Source organism: Oceanobacillus sp. HCA-5259 (assembly GCF_037892815.1).
Taxonomy (GTDB): Bacteria; Bacillota; Bacilli; order Bacillales; family Amphibacillaceae; genus Oceanobacillus; species Oceanobacillus indicireducens.
The window spans coordinates 50,651-74,319 of record NZ_JBBKBV010000013.1; the positions used below are offsets into that span (position 1 = coordinate 50,651).

Sequence of the window (23,669 nt, forward strand, 5' to 3'; positions counted from 1 at the left end):
TATCCCACCTTATTAAATTAAATCTACGAAACTGAGGAGATGTATGTATGCAACCAAAAACTGCAGTTATTATTGGGGCTGGAGATCGTGGCGCAAGAGCATATGCTCCTTATGCGTTAGACTATCCTAATGAATTGAAAATTGTAGCTGTCGCAGAACCTAATAAGGAGAGGAGGGAGAGGGTGTGTCAATCACATCTAATCTCACCTGAAAATTCCTTTTCAAATTGGGATAACTTATTAGAAAAAGATAAGCTGGCAGATATCGCGATTATTTGTACAATGGACCAAGAACATTTTAAACCAACGATGAAAGCATTAGAATTAGGGTATCACGTATTATTAGAGAAACCCATGTCCCCAGAACCATTAGAGTGTGTTGAGATGGAGCGGGCTGCTAAAAAATATAATCGTCAGTTAACGATTTGTCATGTTTTACGATATACAGAATTTTGGTCCACTATAAAGAAGGTAATTGATGAAGGAATGATAGGGGATATTGCATCAATTCAGTTAAATGAAAATGTGGAGATTATGCATATGTCCCATAGTTTTGTACGTGGGAACTGGCGTAATAAAGAATTATCCAGCCCGATGATTTTACAGAAATCTTGTCATGACATGGATATCATTAGTTATGTGTTAGGAGAGAAATGTGAGCGTATCAGTTCTTACGGTTCCTTAATGCATTTCAAAAAAGAGAATGCTCCTATTGGTGCACCTGAAAGATGCTTAGATGGTTGTCCTGCTGAATTAGAATGTCCATTCCATGCTGGTCGTTATTATTTAGGTGAAGGTCGAGGATGGGCAAGAAAATTTACGGAAGATGACTCTAATGAAGGGATTATAAATGCTCTTCATACTACTAACTATGGAAAATGTGTATATCAATTGGATAATAACGTTGTTGACCACCAAGTTGTGAACATGGAATTTGAGAGTGGTGCCACTGCCACATTTAGTATGTCAGGATTTACCCGCGAACAAACTAGAATCGTTCAAATCATGGGAACAAAAGGTGAGATTCGAGGAAATATGGAGGAAAATAGCATTTCTATCTTTGATTTTCTTACTAGACATGAATCAATCGTTAAGTTCGACAAACCGGTTGGCGGCCATGGTGGTGGTGATAGAGCCATTGTTCGCACCTTTTTAAAGGATATTGATAAGGAACAACATGAAAGTAAATCATCAGCTAGTGATTCGTTAAGAAGTCATCTTATGGCATTTGCTGCAGAGGAATCTAGATTGCAAAAGGGTCGCTCTGTTAATCTAAACGAGTATTATGATAGTCTTGCTAAAACTGGACAGTGAGTAAAAATTCCTATAATGGTAAGAGGCCAATCAATCATCTTCAAACTCAGGTATTCTTACTTTAAACGAATTATTTGAGTTATGGTTAAATGTGGGTTTCGCTGGAGAAAATAGATTTACGTATATGAATAAATTGCTATATTGGGTTGTTTTTTGAATATCCCGGTATGAGCTTTTCACTGTCTAGTACTGAAGAACTGAAAAAAATTTTGAGGAGCTATATATTGTGGCGACGATAAAGGATATAGCGAAAAAAGCTAACGTGTCACCTGCAACTGTATCTAGGGTTCTAAATTACGATAAAACACTATCCGTTACTGATGAAACAAAAAGAAGGATATTTGAAATTGCAGAGGATCTTTCCTATAGAAAAAAGCCTATAAAGAAACATAGTGGGAAGAAGATTGCCATCATACACTGGTATACAGAGACAGAGGAATTAAATGACTTATATTATTTGTCTATTCGATTAGGTATTGAACATAGGTGCAAGGAAATTAATATAGAGCCTGTGTTATACTTTTTTGACAATCTGAATGAAATTAACCCGATGGATATTGAAGGCATTATTGCCGTTGGTAAATTCAGTGGTCAACAGATTACAGAAATGATTGGTATTAATCAAAATATATTATTTGTAGATTATTGTCCGGATGAGGAAAAATATGATTCAGTAGTTATTGATTTTGTGAGGGCAACAAAAAAAATTATTGATTTCTTTATAGAAACCGGACATAAAAATATTGGCTTTGTTGGGGGTAGAGAAATACTACAGGGAGAGAGTAAGCCTTTATTGGATTTACGAGAAAAAACATTTATAAATTATATGAAAGAAAAGAAATTGTTTAAGGATGAGTTCGTGTATATAAGTGACTTTTCTGTAGATGAAGGATATGAATTAATGAAAAAGGCAATCGAAGAGTTAGGAGAAAATCTACCAACTGCTTTTTTTGTTAGTAGTGATGTAATGGCAATTGGTAGTTTAAGAGCACTCCATGAGGGAAATATAAAAATTCCTGAGAGGGTAAGTATTATTGGTATTAATGATATATCTGTATCTAAATACATGTATCCACCTTTAAGTACTGTAAAAGTATATACAGAATTAATGGGTGAAACAGCTGTAAATACTTTGATGGAACGATTAGAGGGGAGAACTATTGCTAAAAAAATATTTATATCTACTAAGCTAGTAATCCGAAAAAGTGTCCTTATGAAATAAGAAAATAATCCCCCACGCTATTTAATGTTTAATCTAAAATCCCATATAACTGTCAATAGTGAAGAGCCGACAATAATTACAAACCTATGAGACTTATCTTAAGGGTTCCTAATTGGGAAAAATATTTAATACTAAGATTCTAGGGCTAGGTCGCACTTGCATTTTGCGGCCCTTTTTAATATTTAACAATTGGTAATGACCACTTTGTTGTAAAGTGAATTAATAAATGTAGAAACAAGTGCTTGAAATAGAAAAACAACTACGTTCAACATTTTTTGCTAGAATATGATTATAAGTGAGTTAGAAAAAATATAAAGGGAACCTTTACATTTGTGTTTTTGTGTTTTATACTTGATTTAAGTGGTAATGACCACGCTGGAGGTGACAACTGATAAAGTGGATAAAACAAGTAAGGTTCCATTATATTTACAATTAATGGAGGAAATCATAAAGAAAATTGAAAACAAGGTATATCATGTTGAACAAAAGCTACCACCTGAACGCGAACTGTGTGATATCTATGGCCTAAGCAGAATTACTGTTAGACAAGCTTTGCAGGAGCTTGAGCGTGAAGGTTATATCTATAAACTTCATGGTAAAGGAACTTTTGTAGCATCGAAAACCTATAACCAAAACCTTGTTAATCTCTATAGTTTTACAGAAGAAATGAAAAAGATGGGAAAAGAACCATCTACTAAGGTACTATCATTTTCGGAAATCGAAATAGAAGAGCATTTAGCAAATCAGTTGAATTTAGAGACAAATGAGGAAGTGTTCCAAGTTACTCGGCTACGTTTGGCTGATGATGAACCGTTAATGTATGAAACCACTTACCTTCCTAAAAAACATTTTCCGGATCTTACAGCAACTGATTTAGTTGAACAACCGATGTATGATGTTTTTAAGGAAAATTACCAGATTGTCGTCTCTAGGGCAGTTGAAACATTTTCAGCTACTTTAATAAGAGAAAAGGAAGCCAAACTATTAAATACTAAAAAAAATCAAGCTGCTATCCTATTAAAACGATATGCTTATTTTAATGATAAGCTAATTGAGTACACGGTTAGTGTTGCTCGAGGCGATAAATTCGCCTACACAGTTGAATTAAATGATTAAAAACTCTATTAATCTCTAATTTCTATGTTTACATTAATAGAGTTTACTTAATATCAAAATGGTTATGATGACATAACCAAAGATAAGAGAGGATGGTATTTCTTGTTTAATTTAAATGAAGAAGCATTACATGAATTGAAAGCGGCTCACACTTCGAAAGAAATTTATCAACAACCTGTTGTTTGGAAGGGATTTGTTGAAAGTTTGACAGAAAGAAAGGATGAACTAAGAGGATTTGTTCAATCCATTTATGATAAGCATGGGCAAGTTCGAGTGATTTTTACAGGAGCAGGAACTTCGGCTTTTGCTGGAGATACGTTGGTTCCGATTTTAAGGGATCAACATAAAGAGAGGATTCTTTTTGAGGCTATTGCCACAACGGATATCGTTTCTAATCCAGAGCAATTTTTATTTAAAGAATTTCCTACTATTCTAGTATCTTTTGCGCGTTCAGGTAACAGTCCAGAAAGTATGGCAGCAGTTAAGCTAGGGGAACAAATAGTTAAGGACTTCTATCAGGTAAATATTACTTGTAATAAAGATGGACAATTAGCTCAGAACAGTAAAAATAATGCTAACAGCCTAGTTATTCTTACTCCAGAAGAAGCTCATGATCGAGGATTTGCGATGACAAGTAGTTATACTAGTATGATGATTGCTGCATATATCCTATTTGCTAATGAAGAGTTTGATTCCAAGGTTGTAGGAAATGCCGAAAACTTTGTTAATCATGTTACCGCTACAGTTGAACAGATTATAGATTTTGATTTCGATAGAATTGTTTATCTTGGTTCTGGTTCTCTTGGTCAATTAGCTCATGAAGCTGCGCTAAAAATGCTTGAATTAACAGCGGGTAAAGTTGTTGCCATTCATGAATCATCTCTAGGATTCCGACATGGTCCAAAATCAATTTTAACGGATAAATCAGTAGTGACTTTATTTATGTCATCTGATCCTTACACCCGCAAATATGATTTTGATATTTTACAAGAATTAGTTACGGACGGAAAAGTTAAAGTAGTAGCACTTACTGAATCAAAAGATGAAGAAGTAGAAAAGTTAGCTGACTGGACTATTTCAGTAAATGAAACCAGTGACAAATTTACAAATGATTTTTCACTAGCATTACTTTATGTTATCTTCGCACAAGTATTATCCCTTAAAAAGTCTATTCAGTTAGGGATTACACCGGATAATCCTAGTCCAGATGGATTGGTTAACCGAGTAGTTAAGGGAGTAACAATTTACGAAAAATAGTAAATGAAATTATAAAGATAGACAGTCAAAAGTTTTTATAGCAATTTGTTGATGTTTAAAATAATCGAAAACTAGCAATTTGTTGATATCCTAAAGGTTTGTGAAAAAACTGAATGCAGAATCAAAAATGACTAATTGGGTTATATGAACAGTATATCTTTTTTCTAGTGATTGACCAAATTAGGCTAAAATTTTTTGATTCTATTTTATATAATTTTGATACCAGATTCCCGAGACAATTTAGGGGAGTTTCCTGTAGTGGTGAAGGATGGCATGGCCAGAACGGAGACCGGTTCTAATACCTTACAATTAATTAATGGTGTTAAGAATTTAATGGGTTGGTCGGATGATCCACTTTATAAAGTATGGCACCGTGCTTCTTTATCACCTGCTGAGAGCCTTGGAAAAGCAGATAAACTTGGTAGCATTGAAACTAATAAACTGGCAGATTATGTCGTGTTAGACAGTAATTTGGATGTAACAGCTACTGCAAGTTAATGGTGTAATTAAATATCAAAAAGAAGATTGATTCATCGCTTTAAAAGAGGAGAATAATAGATGATATTAAGTGTAACTTTAAACCCATCGGTGGATATTTCATATGAAATACCAAGCTTTAAATTGGATGAATCCAATCGAACAAATGAAGTTCGGAAGACAGCTGGAGGCAAAGGATTAAACGTCACTCGGGTTTCCCATCTTTTAGGAGCCGAAGTACAGGCAACTGGGATATTAGGAGGAACCATTGGTCAGTTTATTGAAAATCAGCTAAATCAACATTCTATAAAACATAACTTTTATAAAATTGATCAAGAATCTCGTAATTGTATAGCAATTTTACATGATGGGAATCAAACTGAAGTCTTGGAGCCAGGTCCAACTCTTACTACTGAAATAGCGGAAGGCTTTGAGACTCATTTTTCACGGTTGTTAGAACTAGGTACTAATGTAGTAACAATATCGGGAAGTTTGCCAAAGGGAATAAGTACGGACTATTATGCGGGACTCATTGCCCGTGCAAATCGATTTGGCATTCCTGTTGTTTTAGATACAAGTGGTCAGGCTTTACATGCTGTATTGAGCAATTCAGCGCGACCTACAATAATCAAGCCAAATCTATCAGAACTCAAACAATTATTAGCAGAATCAGTAACTACAGATGTAGATGTATTAAAAAAGGCATTAGCGAATCCTTTATTCCATGATATAGAAACGATTGTAGTTACATTAGGAAAAGACGGGGCATTTGTGAAGCATCAAGGAGACTATTATACAGTTTCTATCCCAGTGGTTAAAGCAGTTAATCCAGTTGGTTCTGGTGATGCAACAGTAGCCGGAATGGCCAAAGCCTTAAGTGAGAAACATTCTATTGAAAGTATTGTAAAAAGTGGTATGGCTGCAGGGGTATTAAATGCAATGGAAAAACAAACTGGTTATGTTCAAGCTTCTAATTTTGATCAATATTATAGCATGATTACGATGACTAAACATTAAAGGAGTTTTTAAACATGACAAAACTAACGGCAAGGAAAACAGAACTGCTTAAGAAACTATCAAATTCTAATGGAGTTATTAGTGCACTTGCAATTGATCAAAGAGGTTCATTGAAAAAAATGATGGCTAATTCTGATATAGAAAATGTAGAAGAAGCACTTACAGCGTTTAAAGTTCATATCTCAAAAGAGTTAACTCCATATTCTTCTTCTATTTTACTAGATCCAGAGTATGGTTGGGACGCCGCTGCAGTGCGCGATGAGGATACGGGTCTTTTAGTTGCTTATGAAGAAACCGGATATGATGCAACAGAACGTGGACGTTTACCCGATTTATTACCTCTATGGTCAGTAAAACGTCTAAAGGAAAAAGGTGCAGACGCTGTTAAGTTTCTACTTTACTATGATGTTGATGAATCTTCAGAGATTAATGAGCAGAAACATGCATTTGTTGAAAGAATTGGTTCAGAATGTGTTGCTGAAGAAATACCATTTTTCCTGGAAATCTTATCTTACGATGCTGAAGTTAGCGATGTTAAAGGTGAGGCTTATGCAAAAGTAAAACCACGAAAAGTAAATGAGGCGATGAAGGTGTTTTCGGATGATCGCTTTAATGTGGATGTGCTAAAAGTCGAAGTCCCAGTAAATATGGCATTTGTTGAAGGGTATACGGATGGAACAGTAGTATATACGAAGGAAGAGGCTAGCGATTACTTTAAACAGCAAAGTGAAATAAGTGATATTCCATTTATTTACCTAAGTGCAGGAGTATCTGCCGAACTTTTTCAAGAAACACTAATATTTGCAAAAGAGGCTGGTTCTAAATTTAATGGCGTATTATGTGGACGAGCAACATGGAAAGATAGTGTAAACGTATTTTCGGAACATGGTAGTGAGAAAGCCATAGATTGGTTACAATCACAAGGAAGAAAAAATATTGAGGAATTAAACGAAGTTATTGATAAAACGGCTACTCCTTGGTGGTAGAGGAAACGTAGTAGGACTTTTGATGAGCCCAATAAAAGACGATAATAACGAATAAAAAGTCTTGTTGGGAAAACACTTTATTCTAAAACAGAGGATTGCAGATGCAATCCTCCGTTTTTTCGTGCGCCCGGCATGGGCTATAACTTGGTGGTGAAAGTCCACTACAGGCTTGGCAGTAGGAACTGTTAGCGAATGGCAAGTGTGTCCTCTGTGAGGAGGAATCTAAAGGAAGCCGGACGCAAAATCCCGAACTGACGAACAGAAACTGTATACAAGGCTGAATTGGAATGGATAAGTTTGCGAAACAAAACGAAATCCAATACTGCACGAATTCCATACAGTAAATACAGCAGTTACATGGGAGGAAGGTTATAGCTCTTACCCGGGGAGGTCTCACGGACAGGCAAATAGCTGCCTGGTTGAAAAAGATTTATCGTGAGAAGTCAGCAGGATCCATAGTAGTTTCCAACAGGAAACGAAGGGTGAAACAATCTTAAATCTTGGAAAACAAGGAGGTGCAGACATCGCCCGCCTAAACACAGAAAATCATCGTGGCACTTGCCAGAGAGATGACTACCCATGGAGAGATACGTTGGAAACGGAAGGGTAAATGGGAGAGTGTAGGGATGTCGCATGGATATGGAGAAACAAGATGGTATCAACTTAATTGGAAAAGTAACTTCGGACGATAATCTTTGGAGGGCATATAAGAGAGTGTATGCCAATAAAGGTGCACCGGGAGTAGATGGGATTACGGTAAATGAACTTGAAAGCCACATGCTTAAATACTATGAACCACTGAAACAAAAGCTGAAAGATGGTACATATCAACCTCAACCAGTAAAGAGGGTAGCCATTCCAAAAGCTGATGGTTCAAAAAGATTTCTAGGAATTCCTAGTGTTTTGGATCGCGTTGTTCAACAAGCAATCCTTCAAGTTATTGACCCAATCATCGACCCTCAATTCTCGGAAAATAGCTTTGGATTCCGTAAAGGAAGAAATCAGCACCAAGCAATAGAAAGAGCCAAGGAATATTATCAAGAAGGTTACAAAGTCGTTGTTGATTGTGATTTGAAAAGTTACTTTGACACAATACACCACCAACGCATAAGAGCATACCTTGAATATTTTATCAAAGATAAAATTGTACTGAAATTAGTATGGAGCTTCTTACGTTCAGGTATCCTGGATAAGGATATCTATATTGAAACCACGGAAGGCGCCCCGCAAGGTGGCCCACTATCTCCAATTTTAGCTAACGTCTATTTAAATATGTTGGACAGAGAATTGGAAAGACGAGGACATCGCTTCGTTAGATTCGCAGATGATTTCGTCATTTACGTTAAAAGCAGGCGTGCTGGTGAAAGAGTGATGGAGAGTATAACCGAGTTTGTAGAAAAAGATTTGGGACTTACCATTAATCAAAAGAAAAGTAAGGTAAGTGGTGCGACAACAGCTACATTCCTTGGATTTAACATACAGAACCTAATGGGAAAGTAAATTGCCGACCTAGCAGGTCGGCAAAACGAAAATTCAAAGAGAAGCTAAAGAAATTAACCAGTCGGAAACAACCGGGAACATTCCATGAAATAATTACAAAGATAAATCAAACGACCGTAGGATGGATTAACTACTACGGCATTTCAAATATGAAGACATTCATAAAAGAAATCCAACAATGGCTACATCACCGATTAAGACAACTAATATGGAAACGATGGAAACGCGTAAGAACGAGGTATAAGATGCTTCGTAAATACGGAATCAGCCATGAAAATGCAATGAGATTAGCCAATACTCGCAAAGGATACTGGCGTGCATCCAAGAATGGCATCATTCACCGTGCCATAACAGAAAAAAAACTCACAAAGTGGGGACTAAAAGATTTGTCCACACTTTATGAGCTACGATACTTAAAAGGTTGAACCGCCGTATACGGAACCGTACGTACGGTGGTGTGAGAGGTCGACTAGCCAATTAATGGCTAGTCATCTACTCGATTTATGAAGGTGGGATTAGTACAATTCCACCAGCTTGTAATTTACTTCTTAGACTCTTCACTTGCAGCCTTTTTCTATAAATTCTTTATATAAGAGTAACTACGAAATGGAACCTTGTTCCACGACTAGTAAGACAGTAAGATCGCCCCTTGAATTTCCTAAACCATTAAAGATGCTTCAATAAGATGGGGTCTTTTTGGTTTGGGACACGAGGAACGGTTCAAGAAGTCATTTAAAATTAAATTCCAAATCCTAATGAGAATAACGCTATCGCAAGAATGACTGCAATTAGTGGTACGAGAACGACTACACAGAAGAACGCTGGGTATGCACTCTTATGCGTCTCACCGGAAATGGCTCGGATTGTAGTTACCGTGTACCCGCCATGCGGTAAGGAATCTAATGTTCCTGAGGAAAGTGAAACGGTTCTGTGTAGTGCTTCAGCACTCACACCCATATCCAAATAGTGTGGGCCTAAAATAGGTAATGCAATTGTTTAGCCGCCAGATGAAGAACCTGTTAAACCAGCAATTACAATAACTGCAATAGCCCCGCCAATTAATGGATTACCTGGAATGCTCGTCATATAATCAACAGCAGTTTCAAATGCTGGTGTAACCTTGGCAACTCCACCGAACCCAACAACAGCAGCTGTATTCCCAATTGCGACTAAGGCACCTGTAGTGCCTTCCCCAACTGCTTTCCAAAAATCTCTGAAGTATTTTCTATTGAATAACCATGTTGTAATGATCCCGCTGAGCAAAGCTAAGATCAGCGCAGATTGCTGCAGAGAATCATGAAAAATAAAGGATACAATTAGAACAGATAATAAAGGAATTAAACTTATGAAAGGATGAGGTATACTTGTTCTTACCTCTTTATTATCTGATTCTCTTTCAATAAAGTATTCTCCGTTTTTAACTGCCCTGCGAATGATTTTCATTAACCACCAGTATCCAAAGATAAAAATGAAAATAGCAACGACTAAACTGACTTCCCATCCAGCATATGGATTTGTGCCTAGATAAGGGATGGGAATCCAGTTTTGAATTTCTGGTGACCCAGCAGATGTCATAGTAAATGTTGTTGAGCCAAAAGCGAGTGCTGCAGGAATAAATCTTCTCGGTAAATTTGCTTCCTTAAATAAGCTAACAGCCATAGGATATACTGCAAAGGCAACAACAAAAAGACTAACTCCGCCATATGTTAAAACTGCACAGGCAAGGACAACAGCAAGTACAGCATTTTTCATACCTATTTTAGAAATGATCCAGTTTGAAACACTATCTGCGGCACCGCTATCTTCCATTACTTTACCAAAAATTGCACCTGCTAAAAACATAAGGTACCATGATGTAATGAAGCCTGCGAAACCATCCATATAGCTTGTAACAAAGTCCATCTGACCTTCTCCAGCTAATTGAGGGAATAATGGTAAACCGTTAAGTAACGCAACAAAAACTGCAGAAAGTGGAGCCACAACAAGGAGGTTCATTCCTCTCATTACTAAAACAGTTAATAGAATTAAACCACCAATTAACCCGACCATGCTAATCATATATGCCACCTACCTACATCGAGAATTAAAATAAACATCATTTTTTCCCGTATTTGCGAACACGCAGTAATGCCTGTTCCGCGTGACCAGCAAAGTTTTCTAGTTGGCAAAGTCGTGCAGCATACTCACCGATATTTGCGCTTTGTTCCTCTGATGTAACTTTTTGGTATGTAACGGTTTTAAGGAATTTACCTACCCACAGACCGCCAGTATATCTTGCGGCTCCTTTTGTCGGCAAAGTGTGGTTTGTCCCAATCACTTTATCACCATACGCAACGTTTGTTTCTGGACCCAAGAATAAGCAGCCATAGTTCGTCATGTTCTCTAGGAAGTAATCAGGATTTTTGGTTAAAATCTCCACGTGTTCAAATGCGAGGCGATCGGCTTCTTTAAGTGCTTCTTTCTCATCTTTAACAAGAATGATTTGACCGTAATCTTCCCAGGAAGCACTGGCCACATCAGCCGTGGGTAATACCTTCAATTGACGTTCAATTTCTTTAACTGTTTCTTCAGCAATTTCACGAGAAGTGGTAATTAATGCTCCTGGTGAAGTTGGTCCATGCTCGCCTTGACCAAGGATATCCGTCGCAATCATTTCTGGATCACTTGTTTCATCTGCAACAACCAATGTTTCCGTTGGACCTGCGAATAAGTCGATACCGACGCGGCCAAATAGCTGACGTTTCGTTTCTGCAACAAATGCGTTTCCTGGTCCAACAATCATATCTACAGCATCAATTGTTTCTGTACCAATTGCCATCCCAGCCATTGCTTGGATCCCGCCAAGAATGTAAATTTCATCTGCTCCAGCTTGATGCATTGCATATACTGTTGCAGCGGGTATTTCTCCATTGATTGGTGGTGTACACGCGATGACACGTTTTACACCAGCAACTTTAGCTGTTAAAACACTCATATGTGCAGATGCAACCATTGGATAACGACCACCCGGAACATAACAGCCTACACTGTTTACAGGAATATTTTTATGCCCGAGAATAACACCAGGCATGGTTTCTTCTTCAACGTCTTTCATCGATGCTCTTTGGATTTCAGCAAACTGGCGAATATTATTTTGTGCAAATTCTATATCCTTTGCGGTTTGTTCAGGGATAGAAGCACATATTTTTTTAATTTGTTCATCTGAGAGACGAAAGCTTTCTGGACTCCAGTTATCGAACTTTTCGGAGAGACTACGAATTGCTTTATCGCCATCTTCCTCAATCATTTGAATTGTAGACCGAACAATCTCGGAAACCTTAGCATCATCTTTCTGAATATCCTCTTTTACTCTACCTTCTTTTAAATAAATTGCCACTTAAATTCTCTCCCATTTATTTTTTGAATACGTATGCAAAGATGAATCTAATCATACTTAGCTCCCCCAACTTATGTAGCTAGCAATTTGCATACGTATGCAAACTTACTAAAAAATAAAAGACTATTAAGAAATAGTCTTAAAAAGATATTACTAGAAAACGGTTTCATCTGTCAAGGTGAATTAAACATTTTATTTTAATTAGTTGTTTTACGATGGACGAAACTTCCTTTTAGTTTTAAGGTTTGCACCTTATCATTTTGGTTGCTGTTTATAAGCAAATTAATTGTTTCGTTGACCATTTCTTCAATTGGTTGTACCCAGGTAGAAAGCATATATGAAGGCCAGGCAGCCATTTTTATATTATCAAATCCAATTACAATGGTTTCGTCAGGAACAGAAATATTATTTTCTTTTAAAGCATCCAGTGCACCGATGGCTGTTATATCATTTGCACCGAAAATGGCTTCAGGACAATGACCGTTCGCAATCAATTTCTTTGTTTGGTGGAAGGCCTCTTCATAAGTATAATTACCTTCTAGAATTGTTATATCAATATTTTTAGCTCGGAAGAAATCGGTAAAGCCTTTTTGTCTCTCCTGGTTAGTGGAAGTATTCTTCTTTCCAGTAATATAAACAATATCTCGTATTCCTTTGTTGTAAAGATAGGAGGCGATTTCCTTTGAAGCAGTGATATTGTCGCAAGAAACAGAATTACAAGGTATATTTTTATCATATCGGTTAAATAGAGTAATTGGAATGTTACTATGATGAATTTTAGAAACGAGCTTCGAGGAGATCACAGCATCTGTAACAATGATTCCTTCCACATTGTATTCCAGGAAATAATTAAGCTCTTCTTGCTGAATTTCCTCATTCTCTGTATATAAAAATAAGATATTATAACCTTTCGCTCGTAATTTTTGAGAAAACATACCTAATACTTCATGATAGAAGGGGTTTTGAATATCCTTCATTGCTAATCCAACCATATTTGTCTTTTGTTTAGTCAAGCCTCTAGCCAGTGCATTTGGACGATAATTTAATTCATTCGCTGCTTTTAATACTCGTTTTCTAGTTTTTTCAGCAACACTGGCACCAGGAGTGAAAACACGTGAAACTGTAGATTGTGAAACATTTGCGAGATGCGCCACATCCCAAGCCGAAACAACCTTCTTTTCCATAAAAAATGCTCCATTTCAATAATATAATAGGTAATTATTATATTAGCACAAGTGAGACGAGAGGGGAGACAAAGTTATGTAACAAGCCAATTATTATTCGGGAGGAAAGCTAATGGATAACATTAAAGTTAGAGAAAAGATTGATACAGATATTAAAAGGTTTGGAAAGAAGATTTGAGGATTGACTATGATAAAAGTTATCTCTAAAAAGAAGATTCACTGCTAAGTAGGATTTTAGATGCACTGGATAGTGATGTGTATACATTTTTTTACGCATAGCAGTGCACAAGATTTTGGTGAATTTATACAGTTTTATAAGAGTTTTACTTTGGAGTTAGTCCATTGAGACATTCATTTGAGTTGCGCTACCAAGATATAGAGGCGGGGTGAACGTCAATTTTCCAATGTCAAAATTATCCCCTTGACTCGATGAATTCTGGGTGTTATCCATACTCTTTCCGAGGAGCCCCTTTATTTCCATTTTTGTTTATTTGTTGCATTTAATTTCGCAATTTAGGAGAAAAAAGTTTTCTCAAGTTTTAAAAAGAAAGCTTTTTTCTTGCGTGCCCGGCATGTCCAATAACTGGTGAGATTCCTTTACAGCTACAGGCTTGGCTGTAGAAACTGTGGATAAAGTCTATCAAGTCGGGCGAAAGTAGACAAGGACAAGTATCTAGCTTTTGATAAAATTTGACAAAAGTTAATAAAAATGACCAGGCACTAATAACTATATGGAAAACCTTCTTTATTCCTTATGCTAGTTGTCGAAACTAGTAAATTAGAATCAATTTTTCGAAAACTGTATACTATTCTGTAAAATCTGCTATAATTTTATTCAGCAAATGTTATAAAAATACATCTATGAACCTAAAACGAGAAGATTGGGGGTGAATAGTGTTTTTTTTGTGTCAAAATACATACGTCATCTTGTCATTTGGCCGCTTTTATCGTTTATTAGTGATATTTGGAAAGCAATAGCTTTTTCTGTTGCTGAAGAGACGTATGGTACTGCAGCAAGAGCTACTTAACATAATAGATGGGGAAATGATAGAAAATTTTAGGAGGAGTACAAATGGATATCAAGAAAAAGTTAGGGATGGCGGCGATGTCCGCTGTATTGGGGATTACACTCATTGCTGGAGGGACTTTTGCTTATTTCAGTTCAACGGAAGTAACAAACAATACATTTGCCGCGGGTACATTGGATCTATCAGTAAATCCATCAACAATTGTTGAGGTTGAAAACTTAGCACCTGGTGATTCAATAATTCGCAGTTTTGAACTAGTAAACAACGGTAGTCTAGATATTGAAAAGGTTACACTGGAAACGGACTATACGGTGCATGACGCACATAATAACAATACCGAGGATTTTGCAAACCATATCGAAGTTGAATTTTTATACAATGTGGATAAATTGGATGAGGTTATTTATCGAACTACTTTAGCAGAATTAAAAGAAATGACACCAGATGCTATCAACCAACATATTTTTTATCCAGCTCTCGGTGAAAAAGGATTGCCAGTTAATTCATTGGATGATTTCGTAGTTAAATTTAATTTTGTTGATAATGGTGGAGACCAAAACCAGTTCCAGGGTGATTCCTTAGATTTAAAATGGACGTTCGTTGCGACTCAAAACCCAGGAAGCCAAAAATAATCTAGCAATCTATGAAATGTATTGTTTGCTGAAAATGTCTTGTTAATTTTATTTTGTTAAAGATTGGGGAGAGCAAGTTGAAATTAGTCAAAAAGTCATTCATTGTGACCGCTGCCTTGCTTTTGTTAAACACGCCAAACGTGTTAGCTGCACCCTCTGGACTGGATTCATTTCCCGATCCAGTAGATACCAATTCATGGACTTTACCAGAAGATATGGTATGGGATGACTACAAGTCAGTTCCTGGTATTAACTGGAATGAAGCATCAGGGGAACCGGAGCGTTTAATAAAGGGAGCCTTAGTACTTGTAGATTTTGCTGACCAAGATTTTGTTGCGAGTTTACCAGAAGGTTCGGATCTTGCTGGAAATCCAATCGGAATTGGAGACATTCCTCGAGAAGAGTTAGGTCAATTTTATGAGGATTTCTTAAACACTCCACAGCCGTTAAATAATTATCGGACCATTGATGAGTATTGGAAAGAAAACTCTTATGGTAAATGGGGGGTTGATCTAGATGCTTTTGGACCTTATCGTGTGGACGGGCGGGAGTTTCAATATGGTTTATCCTATGGAAACTCAATGCCACCAGGGTATCAGTCGCGAAATATACAGCGTGATGCATTAGATCTTGCTCAGGCAGACCTTGATGCATCAGGTGAAGAATATGATTTTATATTTATTCTTCACGCAGCCTACGATCAATCCGGTGTATGGCAGGAATTCGGAGAAATGATGTTCATGGACAGAGATGCTGTTACTGGCGAATTTGGTCCTCCTGCTGACCTGGAAATTTCGCAAAATTGGGCTTATACCCGTTATGTACCTTGGACTTCATGGTTTGCGGCAAAGTCCATCTGGTCCCATGCAAATATAAGGAACGGGATTTCCGTACAAGGGGAAAATGATGGAATGGGTACGTTCGCACATGAATTCGGGCACATCATGGAATTACTGGATAACTATAATAATCCTTATGGAGATCCAGTTTCACGCACTTATTCAGGTCCATGGGAGCTTATGAGTCGTGGAAGCTTTAATGGTCCGGGTGGTCCACATACGCGTTGGATGGTTATGCCAACACTTGGTGGCTCTGCACCTTCCCACCATATGCTGCGTAATAAGATCAAACAAGGCATTTTAGATGAAGATCAGTATCTAAACGTAGAGCGTGATGAGCTTGCTGAAACTGGTCCAATTTTTACAGACATTATTGCACGTGCTGTACCGATAGGAGAGGAATTTGGCCGGACTGGCATCCATGGCATCAATATCGAGATGGAGGACTTAACGCCACCGAACTCTCTGCGTGACGACTGGCGAGCAGATATGCAGCGTGGTGCTAAATGGTATGACAACTACACGATTGAAGTAGTTGATCGTGTTGGCTACGATTCCTTTACACCGGATTCAGGAGTATTGATGGCCAAAACTAAGAATGAAGAATCTGCACCAAACATCTGGGTAATCGATGCTAATGATGAAGATATTGAGCAAGTCGACTTCATTCGACCGGATGGTACAGAAGCTATGTATTCTCTCGGAGACTATCGTCAGTTAGCAGATGCTTTATTTAAGGCTGGAACAGGTGATGGGATAAACAGTGAGTACGTGGATGAGCATAACCGCCTGCATTTCTATATCTTAGATAAGAAGTATGATGAAGATGGCGTCATGTCCTATCGTGTCTCGGTACGTCATCTCGATGGAGCTGGCGACTTTGAACGCGGTGTGACTGCGGAAATTGGGGAAGCGGAGCGTGCTGTACCTGGTAAGATTGCAACTCACTACTTTAACGTGACAAATACTGGAGAAACAACCGATCTTTTCCGAATCCAAGCAGACACAGATGCTGGCTGGGAGACGAAAATTGAACAAAATGTGATAGAAGTCGAAGCTGGTGAAACAATTCAATTTCCAGTATACGTCCAAGTGCCTGAGGGGGTTGAAATTCCATCAACACTTACGGTTACCGCGACTTCTGAAACAGATTCTGAGCAAACAGTTACCGATGTTGACTACTTATTAAGCGACATTAGTGCTGCAAGTATCCACAAATTATTTGATCTGTTTAATGAGAACGGTGATGTTGATGAATCTGCAGCCCGTACTTTAAAAATACATTTAACTTCACTTGAACAATTTGAAGATGAGGGGAAAAATGACAAAGTTGCAAAACATGCAGAAGGGTTCCTTGTTCTTCTGAATCAATTTGCAGATAATGGTTTGCTGTCAGAAAAAGCATATCAGGCGTTAATAGATTATACAGAATATCTTGTAAGATAGAGAGATACCAATCGGGCTCGGGCATAACTGCTCATCGAGAAGCGTGATGTTATGTCCCAGCCTCATTTTTCAAAGGGTTAGCAAATGAAGGTGAGTGAATAAGATGTTTCATATTTTTAAAAAGGATGTAAAATTGATAAACATTGTGTTAAAAGTCTTTATTATTACTTATCTATTATTTATATGTGTTTATCATATTAACTTACCGACCTATGCTTATTTTTATCAAGAGCAAACAGTTGAAACAACATTTGCAGCTGAGATCACAGTCGAAGAGAAAAGCGATTCTGAGGATATAAATGATAATGATGAAGCGGCTACAGATGAAATGGCAGAAACAGAGGAGGAGGCTGTAGACAACGAAAAAAAAGAAGAACTAGCGGCAGAAGAGGAGACATCGGAAAACGCAGTGAATGAGATGCAAGAAGAGGAGCTAGATGAGGACGGGGAAATTGAAGAAAAAGATGTAAACGGAATAAATGAAGAAGTAATTGATGATGACCCATCAAACTAAAGTCGGAAGCTTAAAAAGATTCGAATCTGCATACCTGAGGTGATGATGTTGAAGCGGAAAAAGTGGTATAAATACTTAAATTTTATGGTATCCATGTTATTAACTGCTGTGTTAATTTTAACGATGGTCTTAGTGGTAAATTCAAAGATGTCGGAAGGAAATTCAACAATTTTGGGCTATCAAATTAATTCCGTTTTATCAGGGTCGATGGAACCTGGAATAAAAACCGGATCGATCATATTTGTTAAAACTGGAGGCGATACGACTCGGTTTCAAGAAGGCGATATTGTCACTTTTCTTACGGAAGAAGAAGTGTTGGTAACCCACCGGATAGAGGAAGTCGGTAGTGAGGGTCAAACGTATATAACAAAAGGAGATGCCAATGATGGTGTCGATCGTGAGCCTGTCCTCGCTGAAAATATTATCGGAGAATATACAGGAGTCACCGTTCCTTATGCCGGTTATGTTGTTAGCTTTGCGAATACGAAAGAAGGTGCAGCACTTCTGTTAATTCTTCCTGGATTGTTATTGATGCTTTATGCGTTTATAACGATTTGGCAAACTGTACGGATGTTGGATAAAACAAGAAAAGAAACATTAACAGATCCAAAAGTAACAGACTAGGGGAGTAGTGCACTTACTATTGCCCTTCTTTATGTTGCATGCTCGTCCATAAACTTTTGTGTTTGATGACGATCCTTTTAACTGAGGGATTTTACTAATTGCTATTCTTTTATCAATTTTAGTATAGGTTCATCCCCTTATCCGGGAAGTAAACTCATGCATATAGATAGTAGTTTTTGTTCATTTAGTATGAATAATCCAAACAATTAGTCGACAAAGGAGTCAATAAATGTTAGATTATATACAAGATTCCAACAATATGGAAATACATCTTGATATATTTGAAAGGGGGATAGACTTTTAGTTGGGACAGAATTGAGTAAGAAAAACTACAGAACGGAAAATAATTGACATCTATGAGCCTTTACTAAACGAATGGGAGGTGAGTAGACTTTTTTGTTGTAAAAAGAGTTATCCGTTATTTGGCTGGTCGTCCCACGTGTCATTTTAAGTATTATGGTTAAATCTCACGGAGTCCTCTTCACTATTGAATGATGGCGCTTTCTCAACTGTTTCAAACGATCATTTCCAAGATTGGCAAGTTAGTATTTAAGACTAGATTAGGTGGATGGAGTTATATCTATCGGATTGGAGTTGAAGATATGAAAAAACTCATACCATTTTTTTTATTAGTTTTAATTCTTCCAATGATTCTCGGTGCTAATATAGCAGAGGAGTCAACTGTTGAACCCCCGATGATTGTAGTAGAAGAAGGTATGACTCAACCGGTTTTTTCCAAAGAAGAAGCTATTGTTGAGAGAGTGTTTATCGAAACAGAGGTTGATAGTGATGGGGACGGAGAAAATGATCGGATTAGGGCTGACGTTATTCGACCAAAGGAAACGGAAGAAGGATTAAAAGTTCCTGTTATTTATGAAATAAGTCCTTATCGTGCAGGTCTGAATCCAATTGATTTTCACAATGTAGATGTAGAGTTGACCCCGATTAATCCTAACCCTATTGGTGGTAAGCCTTACGCCGCAGATTTGCCGGGGTATTATGATGACTATTTCTTGCCAAGAGGATATGCTGTCATTCTTGCTGAAAGTATTGGTAGCGGTATGTCCAATGGTTGCCCAACATCAGGGGATATGCAGGAAGTGCTAGCGACTAGAGCGGTAATCGATTGGTTGAATGGACGTGCTTCAGCTTTTGATGCAGACGGCGAAGAAATAACTGCTGATTGGTCGACGGGGAAAGTCGGTATGACAGGAGTTTCCTACAATGGGACCTTACCGAATGGGGTAGCTACAACAGGGGTTGAAGGATTAGAAACGATTGTTCCAATTGGTGCTATTAGTAGTTGGTATGACTACTACCGTTCAAACGGTGCGGTTGTTGCTCCAGGAGGCTACCAAGGGGAGGATGCAGATTCACTTGCGAGAGCGGTCCTAACTCGTAACAATCCTGAGGTTTGCCTTGATCTGATGAATCAAATTGAGGAGGAACAAGACCGAATAACAGGAGATTATAACGAATTTTGGAATGAGCGAAATTATTTAAATGGAGTAGAAAATATTAAAGCAAGTGTGTTTGTTGTGCATGGACTAAATGATTGGAATGTAAAGACTAAACAATTTACCCAGTGGTGGGAAGAACTTGAAAAGCATGATGTGCCAAGAAAGCTATGGATTCATCAGCACGGACATTCAAGCCCGTATAGCTTTAGAAATGAGGAATGGCTGATAACCCTGAACAAATGGTTCGATTACTGGCTCTATGATATTGAAAATGGAATTATGGACGAGCCTATGGTTGATAAACAGAAGGAAGACCGCAGCTGGGTGACAGAAAACGCATAGCCGCATGAGGACGTCCGAGATACAGCATTGTATCTTACTTCTGAGAGTACGGAGTCGGGGAATTTAAGTCACCGTCCTGTTAGTGATACAAATACTTCTTATCAAGTAATTGATGATTCGTCCATTAGAGCACAAACATTGGTGCAAAATCCATTGGAGGACATGGAGAATAGGCAAGCATATGTTACGCCTGAACTAACGAACGCTTACCGCATTAGTGGTACCCCGGTTGTTTCGGTTAAGGCGAGCATAGATCGCCCTGTAGCAAATCTTACCGCCTTACTCGTTGATTATAGACCGGATGAGAGTAGCCGGATCATTACACGTGGCTGGATGGATCCGCAAAACTTACAATCGGATTCACAATCTGTAGCCATAACACCGGATAAGCCATATACATTTACTTGGAATATGCAGCCTACAGATTATGATGTGGCAGAAGGACACCGAATCGGCCTAGTTCTTATATCCAGTGACTATGAGTATACGATTCGACCACAACCAGGAACAACTATATCGATATATCCAGAGCAAAGCTATTTATCATTGCCGCTCGTTGGTGATATTACGGAGGAGCCAACTAGTATAAAGCAAATAAAAGATCTTATTAACTATTATGAAGATGAAGGGTCAATCACTGATCCCACTGCAGTCCGTCAATTGCAAACACATTTGACAGCTGTCGAACTTTTTGAAGAAAAAGGTGAAACAAATAAGGCAAGTAAACATCTAGCTGGGTTTAAATTACTGTTGAACTACCATTCTGATCATATGACAAAAGAAGTTTTTGATATTTTGCAGCATGACGTTGATATATTGATAGATAAGAACTATTAGGTTGCTCTTTACTTTCTTGTTCAGCATCGCTATTACTCTTTGATAAGGTTCTATTAAAAATACAATTTGAGAGATGGGGATACTTAAGAACCCCCGTCGTCCGTGGAGGTTACTAATATGAAATTAGTAAAACGCTCATTTCTATTAATGTTAGTATTTCTAATTACATTTTCTCCTTTGGTATTTGCTGCACCGAACGGCCTGGATGCCTTTCCCGATCCGGTAGATATAGAGAGTTGGGAACTTCCTCGAGACATGACCTGGGATGATTTCAATCCTGTACCTGGCTTGAACTGGGATGAAGTAGATGTCGAACCGGAGAGGGAATTGAAAGGGGCTTTAGTTTTAGTAGAGTTTCCTGACCTGGAATTTGTCGTAACAAAGCCCGAGGGTACAGATCCGGCTGGAAATCCACAGATTGGTAACGTTCCAAGAGAAGAGCTGCCGCAGTTTTGGCTGGACTATCTGAACACACCACAGTCATTAAATAATTACCGTACGATTAGCGATTTTTGGATGGAAAATTCAAACGGAAAGTGGCAGGTAGATCTTGATGCTTATGGCCCCTATATGATGGATGGAAAAGAGTTCCAATACGGTTTGAATGAATTCAACCAGCAAGATTTTATACCTCCAGGATATTCGCCGATGACTTTAAGATCAGAGGCAGTCAATAAAGCTCAGGCAGATTTAGATGCATCAGGAATCGACTATGACTTTATATTTATTTTGCATTCTGGATATGCCGAGACGGGAGTTTGGCAGGAATTTGGTGAAATGATGTTTAATAGTCCAGAAGAAATTCCTGATGAATTCGGTCCACCAGCAAATCTTGGTGAGGATTTACCGAACTGGGTAAATACACGCTACGTGCCTTGGACTTCTTGGTTTGCAGCTAAATCTGTTTGGTCCAGTGCAAGCAGAAATGTTTCCATTCAAGGATCCAGTAATGGTATGGCAACCTATGCCCATGAATTTGGTCATCTGATGGGATTAGCTGATAACTATAATAACCCCTATGGAAATCCAGTATCCCGTACTTATGCTGGTTCTTGGGAACTGATGAGCAGCGGAAGTTTTAATGGTCCGGGAGGCTCGCATACACGATGGATGATACCGGCTATCCAAGGTGGATCAACACCACCACATCATATGTTGCGTAACAAAATTAAACAAGGATTTCTGTCTGAGAATCAGTACTTGAACATTGATCGCGACGAGCTAGCGGAGACGGGACCAATTTTTGCAGATATTCTTGCGAGAGCTGTTCCATCTGGTGAAGGTTTTAAACGGGATGATCTGAAGGGGATCAACATCGAAATGGAAGATTTAACACCCCCTAATTCTTTAGAAGATGACTGGAGAGCGGATATGCAACGTGGAGCTAAGTGGTATGACAACTACACGATTGAAGTTGTTGATCAAGTGGGCTATGACTCCTTTACGCATGATTCAGGAGTATTGATTGCAAAAACGAAAAATACCGAATCAGCGCCTAATATTTGGGTAGTAGATGCAAAGCCTGAGGATATAACAATTGAGGATTTTGTACGGCCTGACGGTACTACCGCCATGATTTCGAAGGGTGGTCTAGAGCAGCTTGCAGATGCACTTTTCAAAGCTGGGACGGATGAAGATATCGTAAGCGAGTATATCGATGAGCATAATCGTTTGCATTTCTACATCCTAGATAAGAAATATGACGATGTCGGAGCGCTTTCATACCGGGTATCTGTCCGTCATTTAGACAGTGCTGGAGAATTTGAACGTAGTGTTGAAGCTGCTGCAGTCTCTGCAGAACGAGCAATACCAGGCAAAGTTGCAAAACATACCTTTAGCGTAACAAATACTGGTGAAGAAACAGACTTAGTCCGAATCCAAGCAGAAACAGATGCGGGATGGGAGACAATGACGCTTCATCATGTGATTGAAGTTGAAGCTGGTGAAACAGTGGAGGCTCCAGTTTACGTGAAAGTCCCTGAAAGTGAACAGCAACCAGCACAGCTAACGTTCACAGCAACATCCGAAACAGATACTGAACAAGCATCATCTGATGTTGATGTGTTGTTAGGCGAAGTAAATGGAACAAGCCTGAAAGCTTTAGTCCAATTATTTGCAGATAGTGGGGATGCTGATGAAGCAGCTGTCCGACCACTAACGACGCATTTAACAGCAATAGAGCAGTTTGAGAAACAAAATGATGCTGAAAAGCTAGTTAAACATTTAGAAGGGTTCACCCTTTTAATTGACCAATACTCAAACAATGGATCGTTAGCTGAAAAAGCGGCTGATGCACTATACGATTATACAGGCTTTTTGCTGAATCAGTAGGCTGATAGATTAATACCTGTCATTAATTATTGGCTCGCCATGTTCTATTTTAAGTAAATCGTTTTTCGGGAATATGGCGAGTCCTATTACTTTTAGAAAAATCATACCTACGAAAGCAGAGGTGAGTAAAGATGCCATAAACAGGTTCTATCTATAGAGATAGACTCA

At 38.2% G+C, this 23,669-nt stretch carries 18 protein-coding genes and 3 pseudogenes; 18 read left to right on the forward strand and 3 right to left on the reverse strand.

Annotation, left to right across the window (positions count from 1 at the left end; translation table 11 throughout):
• The first annotated feature begins 47 nt into the window (after positions 1-47).
• From WKU33_RS09505 to WKU33_RS09545, 9 genes and pseudogenes are all read left to right on the forward strand, one after another.
• Positions 48-1,313, forward strand: a complete 1,266-nt coding sequence (locus WKU33_RS09505) for a Gfo/Idh/MocA family protein (RefSeq protein WP_156854503.1) — start codon at positions 48-50, stop codon at positions 1,311-1,313.
• Positions 1,314-1,539: 226 nt separating this feature from the next.
• On the forward strand, positions 1,540-2,535 hold the full coding sequence (locus WKU33_RS09510) for a LacI family DNA-binding transcriptional regulator (RefSeq protein WP_156854505.1): 996 nt from the start codon (positions 1,540-1,542) through the stop codon (positions 2,533-2,535).
• A gap of 396 nt (positions 2,536-2,931) precedes the next feature.
• On the forward strand, positions 2,932-3,651 hold the full coding sequence (locus WKU33_RS09515) for a GntR family transcriptional regulator (RefSeq protein WP_232334289.1): 720 nt from the start codon (positions 2,932-2,934) through the stop codon (positions 3,649-3,651).
• A gap of 102 nt (positions 3,652-3,753) precedes the next feature.
• Complete coding sequence (locus tag WKU33_RS09520) at positions 3,754-4,908, forward strand: SIS domain-containing protein (protein WP_156854509.1); 1,155 nt, start codon at positions 3,754-3,756, stop codon at positions 4,906-4,908.
• A gap of 258 nt (positions 4,909-5,166) precedes the next feature.
• Positions 5,167-5,406, forward strand: a complete 240-nt coding sequence (locus WKU33_RS09525) for an amidohydrolase family protein (protein ID WP_156854511.1) — start codon at positions 5,167-5,169, stop codon at positions 5,404-5,406.
• Between the two features lie 60 nt (positions 5,407-5,466).
• Positions 5,467-6,402, forward strand: a complete 936-nt coding sequence (gene lacC / locus WKU33_RS09530) for a tagatose-6-phosphate kinase (RefSeq protein ID WP_156854513.1) — start codon at positions 5,467-5,469, stop codon at positions 6,400-6,402.
• Positions 6,403-6,416: 14 nt separating this feature from the next.
• Positions 6,417-7,388, forward strand: coding sequence for a tagatose-bisphosphate aldolase (lacD, locus tag WKU33_RS09535; protein WP_156857873.1), 972 nt, complete (start codon positions 6,417-6,419; stop codon positions 7,386-7,388).
• 633 nt (positions 7,389-8,021) lie between these two features.
• Complete coding sequence (ltrA, locus tag WKU33_RS09540) at positions 8,022-8,888, forward strand: group II intron reverse transcriptase/maturase (RefSeq protein WP_340454292.1); 867 nt, start codon at positions 8,022-8,024, stop codon at positions 8,886-8,888.
• Between the two features lie 86 nt (positions 8,889-8,974).
• A pseudogene (locus WKU33_RS09545) lies at positions 8,975-9,313 on the forward strand (group II intron maturase-specific domain-containing protein); the annotation flags it as partial.
• Positions 9,314-9,626: 313 nt separating this feature from the next.
• Here WKU33_RS09545 and WKU33_RS09550 read toward each other — a convergent pair.
• From WKU33_RS09550 to WKU33_RS09560, 3 genes and pseudogenes are all read right to left on the reverse strand, one after another.
• Positions 9,627-10,946 (reverse strand): annotated as a pseudogene (locus tag WKU33_RS09550) (GntP family permease).
• Between the two features lie 37 nt (positions 10,947-10,983).
• The gene (gene hisD, locus WKU33_RS09555; protein WP_156857876.1) at positions 10,984-12,264 is read right to left on the reverse strand and encodes a histidinol dehydrogenase; all 1,281 of its coding nucleotides are present in this window, start codon (positions 12,262-12,264) and stop codon (positions 10,984-10,986) included.
• Between the two features lie 197 nt (positions 12,265-12,461).
• Positions 12,462-13,448 carry a LacI family DNA-binding transcriptional regulator gene (locus WKU33_RS09560; RefSeq protein WP_156857877.1) on the reverse strand — a complete coding sequence of 329 codons (987 nt, stop codon included), beginning with the start codon at positions 13,446-13,448 and terminating at the stop codon, positions 12,462-12,464.
• A gap of 905 nt (positions 13,449-14,353) precedes the next feature.
• Here WKU33_RS09560 and WKU33_RS09565 point away from each other — a divergent pair.
• The 9 genes and pseudogenes from WKU33_RS09565 to WKU33_RS09595 all read left to right on the forward strand — a co-directional run bounded on the left by WKU33_RS09565 (position 14,354) and on the right by WKU33_RS09595 (position 23,501).
• The gene (locus tag WKU33_RS09565) at positions 14,354-14,476 is read left to right on the forward strand and encodes a hypothetical protein (RefSeq protein ID WP_268239591.1); all 123 of its coding nucleotides are present in this window, start codon (positions 14,354-14,356) and stop codon (positions 14,474-14,476) included.
• 44 nt (positions 14,477-14,520) lie between these two features.
• The gene (locus tag WKU33_RS09570; protein WP_156857878.1) at positions 14,521-15,108 is read left to right on the forward strand and encodes a CalY family protein; all 588 of its coding nucleotides are present in this window, start codon (positions 14,521-14,523) and stop codon (positions 15,106-15,108) included.
• A 77-nt stretch (positions 15,109-15,185) separates the two neighbouring features.
• Positions 15,186-17,393: a M6 family metalloprotease domain-containing protein gene (locus WKU33_RS09575; protein ID WP_340454295.1), complete on the forward strand. Its 2,208-nt coding sequence runs from the start codon at positions 15,186-15,188 to the stop codon at positions 17,391-17,393.
• A gap of 103 nt (positions 17,394-17,496) precedes the next feature.
• On the forward strand, positions 17,497-17,907 hold the full coding sequence (locus WKU33_RS09580) for a hypothetical protein (protein WP_340454297.1): 411 nt from the start codon (positions 17,497-17,499) through the stop codon (positions 17,905-17,907).
• A 45-nt stretch (positions 17,908-17,952) separates the two neighbouring features.
• Positions 17,953-18,531 carry a signal peptidase I SipW gene (gene sipW, locus WKU33_RS09585; RefSeq protein WP_445321689.1) on the forward strand — a complete coding sequence of 193 codons (579 nt, stop codon included), beginning with the start codon at positions 17,953-17,955 and terminating at the stop codon, positions 18,529-18,531.
• Between the two features lie 602 nt (positions 18,532-19,133).
• Positions 19,134-20,333 carry a CocE/NonD family hydrolase gene (locus WKU33_RS09590; protein WP_445321690.1) on the forward strand — a complete coding sequence of 400 codons (1,200 nt, stop codon included), beginning with the start codon at positions 19,134-19,136 and terminating at the stop codon, positions 20,331-20,333.
• 15 nt (positions 20,334-20,348) lie between these two features.
• A pseudogene (locus WKU33_RS19085) lies at positions 20,349-20,858 on the forward strand (CocE/NonD family hydrolase C-terminal non-catalytic domain-containing protein); the annotation flags it as partial.
• Positions 20,859-20,879: 21 nt separating this feature from the next.
• Positions 20,880-21,170, forward strand: coding sequence for an FIMAH domain-containing protein (locus tag WKU33_RS19090; protein WP_445321692.1), 291 nt, complete (start codon positions 20,880-20,882; stop codon positions 21,168-21,170).
• Positions 21,171-21,287: 117 nt separating this feature from the next.
• Entirely contained in the window at positions 21,288-23,501 is a 2,214-nt protein-coding gene (locus tag WKU33_RS09595; RefSeq protein ID WP_340454299.1) for a M6 family metalloprotease domain-containing protein, read from the forward strand.
• The last annotated feature ends 168 nt before the right edge of the window (positions 23,502-23,669 follow it).

What these genes read in the sequence shown, in the direction of transcription:
- WKU33_RS09505 (WP_156854503.1), top strand. Translation starts at nt 48, where the DNA reads ATGCAACCAAAAACTGCAGTTATTATTGGGGCTGGAGATCGTGGCGCA.
- lacC (WP_156854513.1), top strand. Translation starts at nt 5,467, where the DNA reads ATGATATTAAGTGTAACTTTAAACCCATCGGTGGATATTTCATATGAA.
- lacD (WP_156857873.1), top strand. Translation starts at nt 6,417, where the DNA reads ATGACAAAACTAACGGCAAGGAAAACAGAACTGCTTAAGAAACTATCA.
- ltrA (WP_340454292.1), top strand. Translation starts at nt 8,022, where the DNA reads ATGGATATGGAGAAACAAGATGGTATCAACTTAATTGGAAAAGTAACT.
- WKU33_RS09560 (WP_156857877.1), bottom strand. Translation starts at nt 13,448, where the DNA reads ATGGAAAAGAAGGTTGTTTCGGCTTGGGATGTGGCGCATCTCGCAAAT.
- WKU33_RS09570 (WP_156857878.1), top strand. Translation starts at nt 14,521, where the DNA reads ATGGATATCAAGAAAAAGTTAGGGATGGCGGCGATGTCCGCTGTATTG.
- WKU33_RS09580 (WP_340454297.1), top strand. Translation starts at nt 17,497, where the DNA reads ATGTTTCATATTTTTAAAAAGGATGTAAAATTGATAAACATTGTGTTA.
- sipW (WP_445321689.1), top strand. Translation starts at nt 17,953, where the DNA reads ATGTTGAAGCGGAAAAAGTGGTATAAATACTTAAATTTTATGGTATCC.
- WKU33_RS09590 (WP_445321690.1), top strand. Translation starts at nt 19,134, where the DNA reads ATGAAAAAACTCATACCATTTTTTTTATTAGTTTTAATTCTTCCAATG.
- WKU33_RS09595 (WP_340454299.1), top strand. Translation starts at nt 21,288, where the DNA reads ATGAAATTAGTAAAACGCTCATTTCTATTAATGTTAGTATTTCTAATT.